Genomic DNA, 5,876 nt, shown 5'->3' with positions numbered 1-5,876 from the left:
TTTGTGCAACGGCCCGGCCCCGCCGACGACGAGGACCGATGGGGCTCCAGCCCCTCGGGCGGGGGGTCCGACGAACGGACTGGCCCCACCACTCAGGCGTGGGCCTTCTCGTAGGCCTCACGGATCTCGGCGGAGACACGGCCACGGCTGCTCACCTGCAAGCCCGCCTCCATCGCCCAGGCGCGGATGTCATTGGCCGACGGACCTTTGGCGCGCTTGCCGCTCGCCTTGCGACCACCGGTACGACGCGCATGACCGACCCAGCCGGCGAACTCGTCGCGCAGCTTCGCCGCATTGGCCTCGTTCAGGTCGATTTCATAGCTGACTCCGTCCAGGGCAAAGGAAACGGTCTCTGCCGCCTCGGAGCCGTCGATGTCGTCCTCGAGCACGATGTGCACACGCTGGGCCATTGGCAATCCTTTCCTGGGCTTCAAGCAATTGATCTCGTCCAAAAAGAGTAACCCCCATGCCCCTGAAAATGAAAGTTGCAATTGATTTGATGATGCGCGTGCCTTCGCCGCCGTTCATTGGGCACGTTCTGGCAGCATGCCCATTCGCTAGGATTGCCGGGTGAAACAGATCGTGATGGGCATCGGCTCCCTTGCTTCGCCACAGTGGCTGCCGGGCGCCGATTCGCAGGCCGACGGGCCCCGAATGCACCTCGACCTCGGCCCCGAACACCCCAGCCGTACCGGGCTGTTGCTCATCCAGGCACAGTGCCGCGACGATGCCGGCACACCCCGGATCGAGTCGGCCCGCGTCCAGCCCGGATTCAGCCATCGCAGTGCCGAGAAACTCTTCGAGGTGCGCGACTACCGCCAGGTGTTGGTGCTGGCCGACCGGCACGACTGGCAGGCGCCCTTCATCGGCGAACTGGGCGCCGCCCTGGTCTGCGAGCAGCTGATGGGACTTGTCCCGCCGCCGAGGGCCACCTGGCTGCGCACCCTGCTCTCGGAGCAGGCCCGGATCGCCAGCCACCTGGCCCACCTGTCCTTCGTCGGCTTCCGGCTGCAGGACGAGGCCCTGGTCCGTCGGGTGCGGCAGCTGCGGGAGCAGGGGCGCGAGCTCATGCTGGCCGTCAGCGGGAACCGGGTGCACCCGATGCTCAACCGGCTCGGCGGACTGTCCACCGACCTCGATTCCAGCCAGGTGGAGGCCTTCGTCCCATGGGCAGCCGAGGCGGGCGAATGTGCCCGGGAACTCGCCCGGGCCGTGGTGGACTCCGCACTCGGACGAGGCATCGCAATCCTCGACCGCGCCACCATCAATGGCTATTCGCTGTCCGGCCCCGTCGCGGCGGCCAGCGGGGTCCGTACCGACTGCAGAATCCAGACCCCCTACCTCGCCCACGCCCAGCTGCAGGACGAACTACTCGCCCACGAAATCCTTCGGGAACAGGGCGATGCAGCTTCACGGCTGCTGGCACTGGCCGACCAGGTCATTACCAGCCATGTGCTCATCGAGGCCTGTGCCCGCCACCTGCAGTCGGTCACCGGACCCGTCGACACGAAATTGTCCAAGAACATCAAGGTGCCCGATTCCGAGGGATACCTGGCAATCGAGGCCCCGTGGGGAATGGCCGGATGGTTCTTGGTCTCGCGTTCCGAACGCACGCCCTGGCGGCTCAAGATGCGCACGCCCGGATTCGCGAATGTGCAGGCCCTGCAGATGGCGCTGCAGGGATGCCCCCTCGACGAGGCCGACGTTGCCATCGCCTCACTGGGCTGGACCAGCGGCGACCTGGACAAGTAGCCCCTGCCCCCTCGCTGGTGAACTCGTGGGGCAGCCTGCAGGAACGACTCGAGGCGCCACCCCCGCGGGGATGGCGCCTCGAGCGCGGTGTGCGGTGTGGCTCAGGCCTGACGACGCTCCTGCGTCGGATAGACCAGCGGGAGGCCAGAGATGTCCGGGGTGCTGCGGCGCCCGGAGACCCCGCGTCGCGGCAGGCTCATCACCTGGCGGGCCAGCTCCACCTCGTCGACCGCCTGCTCCAGCTGCTTCTCCAGGTCGCTGACGATCTTGTTCAGCGCCGAGATACGGGTCTGCTTGGCCTCCGCGTCCAGGTTGGCGCTGGCCAGGCCGGCGCGCAGCTCGTCCAGCTCGGCACGGTGACGGGCGATCTCCGCCTTGTAGGAGGCCGAGCGCGCCGTGAAGCGCTCGATGGTGGCCATCATCTCCTGATGGTGGGCGCTGGAGGCCTGGCGGGCCTGTTCGCGCAGCTCACGCAGCTGGGCCATGTGCTCGGTGACCATGCGGTCCATCTGGCGCCAGGCAGACACCACCGAGATGACGGCCATGGCGATCGCGATCAGCACGCCCAGACGCACCATCCACAGCGGCCCGACGGCGCACGCCAGCGCGGCAACCGTGCCGATGCACAGGACCAGGAAGGTCGGACGGCGGGGGCTGGGGGTCTTGGAAGACTTGGAGAGGGTGGCCACACGGCGAGTGTAGGTGCTGAGCCACCCGATTGCCCACATCGGGGCCTGGTCGTGTCGGCTCAGCCCTGGTGCTGCGCGTCCGGCAGCTCGTCCTCGGCCACCGGCGGCTCCTGCGGCGGCACCAGACAGGCCCGCTCCAGACGACGCCCGGCCCGGGCGAAGACCAGGGCCACCAACAGCGTCAGGAGACCACGCAGCACCCGCTCACGCGGCGCCGGGGCGTCGAACTGGCCCGCGAAGGACAGCACGTAGACCAAGTGCCCGCCGGCCAGGGCCAGGCCCGACAGCAGCATCGTCTTGCCGCCCACCAAGGCCCACAGGCCGAGCTCCGACGAGACATCTGCCCGCTCCTGCACCACCTTGCGGCGCAGCACACCGGCAGCAACCCACACGATCCCCGCCACTGCGGCCAGCATCACCGGAAGGCTCCACGGGGTGACGGGCACGAACCGCCCCAGGGCCAGCAGCGTCCCCACCACGAACCAGCCCACGACCGCGCCACCCAAGCCGGCCACGGCCATATGGTGCCGGGTGGTCAGGCCGAGCACACCGGACCCACGGGGATCCGGCGCACCCGTTCCGCCAGGCCCTGGGATGCTCACGGCAGCTCGACGACCTCGTCACTGCGGGTGACGCCGGAGACGTCCAGCTTCTCCACCAGGTCCGCGACCGGCCCGTGGCCCGCCAGCTCGGCCTTGGGGTCGATCTCCAGCCACGGCACCAGCACGAAGGCGCGCTCATGGGCGCGGGGGTGCGGCAGCGTCAGCTCCGGCTTGTCGCTGGCGCGCTTGCCGACCATCACCAGGTCGATGTCGATGGTGCGGGGGCCACCCTCCTCGTCGCGGACCCGGCCCAGGGCGTCCTCGATGGCGTGGGCGCGCTCCAGCAGGATGCTGGGCTCGATGACCGTCTCGGCCTCAAGCACCAGGTTGAAGAAGTCGGGCTGGTTCGTGACCGGACCCACCGGCTTGGTGATGTAGACGCTGGACAGCTCCACCGGGATCAGCTCGGGGGTGTCGACCAGGGCATTGACGGCATGCTGCAGCAGCTCGATGCTGTCACCCTGGTTGGACCCGAGGCTGAAGATGACCTTCGCGATGGGCTTGAGGTTGCCGAGGGTGTCGACATCGGGGACGAAGGGATTGCTCATGCTTTGCTCCTGGAGGTGGTCACCGAGACATCGGTGAAGGTGAGACCCATGGGTGCCTGCGGCTTGTGGACACAGACCTCCACGGCGCGGACCAACGGTTCGGCCAGACAACGGTCGGCGATACGCCCGGCGAGCGTCTCGATCAGGTCCACCGGTTCCCCGGTGATGATCGCGACGACATCGGTGGCGATCACCGAGTAGTCGACCGTGTCGGACAGGTCATCGCTGGTGGCTAGGGCGTCCACCCCGAGCGCGAGGTCGACGACGAAGAGCTGCCCGTCGCGGCGCTCCGACTCGTGGACGCCATGAAATCCGGACGCGGCCAGACCCTGGACCCTGATCCAGTCCAGGTCTTGCATGCGGCCTCCCGAGATGGGTTGGTGGAACACCTCGAAGGATACCCGAGCCGGGCCCGATGCCCTGCCGGGCGGCCCCGCACGGACTGGGCCGTCGGGATCAGGCGGGGGCATCCCCAAGACGGGAGAAGACCCTGCAGATGTCTGCATTGGCCCGCACCTCATGGGTGCGTACCGCCCAGATGCCCTGCTGTGCGCACAGCGCCGTGACGGCCTGGGTTGCGGCGTCGCGGGCCAGCGGATCGGCGCCGCCGGGATGGTCGGGGCCGAGAAGGTCTCCCAGGAAACGTTTGCGGCTCACGCCCACCAGCTGCCGATGGCCCAGCGCCTGGACGCGGTCCAGGTGGCGCAGCAGCTCCCAGTTCTGCTCGTGGGTCTTGGAGAAGCCCAGCCCGACATCGGTGACCAGCCGCTCGGCGGCGATGCCCCCGGCCCGGCAGGCGTCGAGGCGCTCGACCAGCTCGGCCAGCACCTCAGTGGCGACGTCGCCATAGCCGGCATTGGTGTCCCCGGTGCCCAGGAAGCCGCGCCAGTGCATGCAGATGTAGTCGACGTCCAGACCGGCGACGGTACCGATCATGTCGTCATCGGCCAGACCACCGGAGACGTCATTGATGATCCGGGCACCGGCCAGGGCAGCGCGTCGGGCCACCTGTGCGCGCCTGGTGTCGACGCGGATGGTCGCCCCCTCGGCAGCCAGGGCCTCGACCACCGGGAGCACCCGGTCGAGTTCCTCGGACAGGCTCGCACGGGTGGCGCCGGGCCGGGTGGACTCGCCGCCGACGTCGAGGATGTCGGCGCCGTCTGCCAGCAACTGGCGGCCGTGGGCGACGGCGGCCTCGGTGGTGGACCAGCGCCCGCCGTCGCTGAAGGAGTCGGGGGTGACGTTGACCACACCCATCACGAGCGTGCGACCGGCGCTCACGCCGGGAGTCGAACGAGCCGTCATCAGTGGCCTCCCATGATCAGGCTCATCGCCTCGGCGCGGGTCGCCGGTTCGCGAAGGTACCCGCGCACCGCACTGGTGACGGTCTTCGCGCCCGGCTTGCGCACCCCGCGCATCGTCATGCAGAGGTGCTCGCACTCGATGACCACGATCACCCCGCGGGCCTGCAGGTGCTCGACCAGCGCGTCGGCCACCTGCGTGGTGAGCCGCTCCTGCACCTGGGGGCGCTTGGCGTAGACGTCGACGAGCCGGGCGATCTTGCTCAACCCCGTCACCCGTCCGTCCCTGGCCGGGATGTAGCCGACGTGCGCCACCCCGGTGAAGGGCACCAGGTGGTGCTCGCACATGCTCCACAGCTCGATGTCGCGCACCAGCACCATCTCGTCGTGGCTGACGTCGAAGGTGGTCGACAGCAGCTCGGCGGGATCCTGGTGCAGCCCGGCGAAGAGCTCCTGGTAGCTGCGCGCCACGCGGGCCGGCGTCTCGCGCAACCCCTCACGGTCGGGATCCTCCCCGATCGCCTCGAGGATCTCGCGCACGGCCGCGGCGATGCGCGCCTGGTCGATCTGGGATGTGCTCACCCCGGCATCCTAGCCACGGCCCCCGACAGGCCCCGGGCCGCAATGGAGCAGGTGCCCCACCCCTGTCCGGGGGTGGGGCACCTGTCGATGCTCGGGGTGGTGCGCCATGGGCTCACTGCTGCGGCGGACGGCCCCACGGGTTGCCTCCGGGAGGATTCTCACCCGGCAGGTGCTGGCCGGGCGGGTTCTCGCCCGGCAGGGGCGGGGTGATGTCCGGTCCGGTCGACGGCGGCTGCGGACCGCCACCGGGCAGGTCCGGGGTGGTGCCGGGCCCGGTCGAGGGCGGCTGCGAGGGCCACCCGTCCGGCTTGGCGCTCCACGGATCATTGGCGGGCGGCTCGGGACTGCCACCCGGCTGCTGGTCCCAGGGCTGGTTCGACGGCGGCATCGCGTGCGGCAGGC

8 protein-coding genes and 1 pseudogene are annotated in these 5,876 nt (G+C 69.6%); 1 reads left to right on the top strand and 8 read right to left on the bottom strand.

Annotation, left to right across the window (positions count from 1 at the left end; translation table 11 throughout):
* Positions 1-92 precede the first annotated feature (92 nt).
* The gene (locus tag ACHFFZ_RS16295; RefSeq protein ID WP_394277642.1) at positions 93-410 is read right to left on the bottom strand and encodes an Lsr2 family protein; all 318 of its coding nucleotides are present in this window, start codon (positions 408-410) and stop codon (positions 93-95) included.
* A 160-nt stretch (positions 411-570) separates the two neighbouring features.
* On the opposite strand from ACHFFZ_RS16295, the gene ACHFFZ_RS16290 reads away from it, so the two are divergent.
* Positions 571-1,752 (top strand): NADH-quinone oxidoreductase subunit D, encoded by a 1,182-nt coding sequence (locus ACHFFZ_RS16290; protein ID WP_394277641.1) that lies wholly within the window; start codon positions 571-573, stop codon positions 1,750-1,752.
* A 101-nt stretch (positions 1,753-1,853) separates the two neighbouring features.
* On the opposite strand, the gene ACHFFZ_RS16285 is transcribed toward ACHFFZ_RS16290, so the two are convergent.
* From ACHFFZ_RS16285 to ACHFFZ_RS16255, 7 genes and pseudogenes are all read right to left on the bottom strand, one after another.
* Positions 1,854-2,441, bottom strand: coding sequence for a hypothetical protein (locus tag ACHFFZ_RS16285; protein WP_394277640.1), 588 nt, complete (start codon positions 2,439-2,441; stop codon positions 1,854-1,856).
* Between the two features lie 59 nt (positions 2,442-2,500).
* Positions 2,501-2,956: a DUF3180 domain-containing protein gene (locus ACHFFZ_RS16280; RefSeq protein ID WP_394277639.1), complete on the bottom strand. Its 456-nt coding sequence runs from the start codon at positions 2,954-2,956 to the stop codon at positions 2,501-2,503.
* 83 nt (positions 2,957-3,039) lie between these two features.
* Positions 3,040-3,591 (bottom strand): 2-amino-4-hydroxy-6-hydroxymethyldihydropteridine diphosphokinase, encoded by a 552-nt coding sequence (gene folK / locus ACHFFZ_RS16275; protein WP_394277638.1) that lies wholly within the window; start codon positions 3,589-3,591, stop codon positions 3,040-3,042.
* Entirely contained in the window at positions 3,588-3,950 is a 363-nt protein-coding gene (gene folB, locus ACHFFZ_RS16270) for a dihydroneopterin aldolase (protein WP_394277637.1), read from the bottom strand. Before folB ends, folK begins: the two co-directional genes overlap by 4 nt.
* 97 nt (positions 3,951-4,047) lie before the next feature.
* Positions 4,048-4,872: a dihydropteroate synthase gene (gene folP / locus ACHFFZ_RS16265; protein WP_394277636.1), complete on the bottom strand. Its 825-nt coding sequence runs from the start codon at positions 4,870-4,872 to the stop codon at positions 4,048-4,050.
* Between the two features lie 23 nt (positions 4,873-4,895).
* Positions 4,896-5,474 carry a GTP cyclohydrolase I FolE gene (gene folE, locus ACHFFZ_RS16260; protein WP_394277635.1) on the bottom strand — a complete coding sequence of 193 codons (579 nt, stop codon included), beginning with the start codon at positions 5,472-5,474 and terminating at the stop codon, positions 4,896-4,898.
* A 112-nt stretch (positions 5,475-5,586) separates the two neighbouring features.
* Positions 5,587-5,876 (bottom strand): annotated as a pseudogene (locus ACHFFZ_RS16255) (hypothetical protein); the annotation flags it as partial.

The organism is Luteococcus sp., assembly GCF_043424415.1.
In the GTDB taxonomy this organism is placed as follows: domain Bacteria; phylum Actinomycetota; class Actinomycetes; order Propionibacteriales; family Propionibacteriaceae; genus Luteococcus.
Note: the sequence above shows the minus strand (reverse complement) of the source record. Positions and strands in the feature narration are given on the sequence as shown.